The organism is Gordonibacter sp. (assembly GCF_036667095.1).
Taxonomy (GTDB): Bacteria; Actinomycetota; Coriobacteriia; order Coriobacteriales; family Eggerthellaceae; genus Gordonibacter.
The window spans coordinates 336-1145 of record NZ_JAVWUP010000384.1 but is presented as its reverse complement, the minus strand read 5'-3'; the positions used below and the strand labels follow the sequence as shown (position 1 = coordinate 1145).

Here is an 810-nt window from a genome sequence, read left to right as displayed (position 1 = left end):
CGCAGCGCAGGCGCCCTTCATCTGCCAAGGCTGGGGATCGCAGCGCCACACGAACGGCGAGGATACCGCCCGCGCCATCTGCATGCTGCCCGTGCTCATCGGCAAGATCGGCCTGCCCGGCACGAACACGGGACAGCGCGAAGCGGAGCCTCCGACCTACCTGGTAGGCGGCCTGCCGTTCGAGAACCCCATCGAAACCGCCATCCCCGTGTACCAGTGGGCCAATGCCGTCGACCACGGCAAGCAGATGACGTCCACGAATGCCGGCATCGTGGGGGCCGACAAGCTGAACAACGACTTCAAGTTCATCTGGAACTATGCAGGCAACTGCCTGACGAACCAGCACGGCGACATCAATATGACCCACGACCTGCTCGCAGACGAGAGCAAATGCGAGTTCATCGTGGTATGGGACACGGTCATGACCGACTCGGCCAAATACGCCGATATCCTGCTGCCCGACGCCATGCGCTCCGAGCAGCTGAACATGCAGACCCAGGGCTACTCGGAATACTACACGGCCGTCGTGGTGGGCGGACCGGCCCAGGAGGCTCCGGGAGAGTGCCGCTCCAGCTACGACGTCTGTGCAGACATCGCCGACAAGTTCGGCAAGAAGGACGCCTTCACCGAAGGCCGCACGCACGACGAATGGGTGCAGTACCTCTACGAGCAGGGCGCCCAAGCCGACGGCAAAATGCCCTCGTGGAGCGAGATCAAAGAACAGGGCATCTACAAGCGCCCTGTCGAACCCGCCATCGGCCTCGAAGACTTTCGTACCGACCCGGTCAAGAACCCTTTGGACACGCCCTC

At 62.8% G+C, this 810-nt stretch carries 1 protein-coding gene; it reads left to right on the top strand.

Translation table 11 applies throughout. The features are described from left to right. Positions 1-810, top strand: an 810-nt coding sequence (locus RR842_RS14790) for a molybdopterin-dependent oxidoreductase (protein WP_332730330.1), incomplete at both ends; no start/stop codon positions are given.